Source organism: Paenibacillus zanthoxyli JH29 (genome assembly GCF_000520715.1).
Taxonomy (GTDB): domain Bacteria; phylum Bacillota; class Bacilli; order Paenibacillales; family Paenibacillaceae; genus Paenibacillus_AQ; species Paenibacillus_AQ zanthoxyli.
The window spans coordinates 1-458 of the sequence record NZ_ASSD01000513.1 but is presented as its reverse complement, the minus strand read 5'-3'; the positions used below and the strand labels follow the sequence as shown (position 1 = coordinate 458).

Genomic DNA, 458 nt, shown 5'->3' with positions numbered 1-458 from the left:
GAGAAGAAGACCTTTGTATGTCTCTACAACAGACGTCAAATCCTTATCATTATGTCGCTAATGATGGGCATTTTATATGCTTTCGTTCCTGTTGTATTATCCGTTCTATTTTCTAAAAAATTCAAAAGGATTTTTATATAAAATAGAAACGATAAGATTGGTTCCAGTACATTTAGATTTTAAAGAGGTGAAAAATGTCAGCTATTGATTTAATTATTTTAGGGATTTTAAAACATGACCCGCAGGGCGCATAGATATACAAAAGGCCGTGGAATAAGTTTTGAAGTGAAAATGGAGTAAAAATCCGGCTGAAAAAGTGCAATATTTGCGAAGATCGAATTGCCGGTAAAGTGAGACAATCAAAAGCTCGTATGCTTGACTAACCCTTTTAGTCGGTATACGGACTTTTTTTATTAGAAATAAAGGCTCAAAACCGAAATTAGTGGTTGAAAAATAAA

1 protein-coding gene is annotated in these 458 nt (G+C 33.2%); it reads right to left on the bottom strand.

Annotated elements, in window-relative coordinates; translation table 11 throughout:
- Nucleotides 1-213: 213 nt before the first annotated feature.
- The coding region (locus L691_RS33675; protein WP_232229223.1) for a hypothetical protein at nucleotides 214-458 on the bottom strand (245 nt) is incomplete at its 5' end.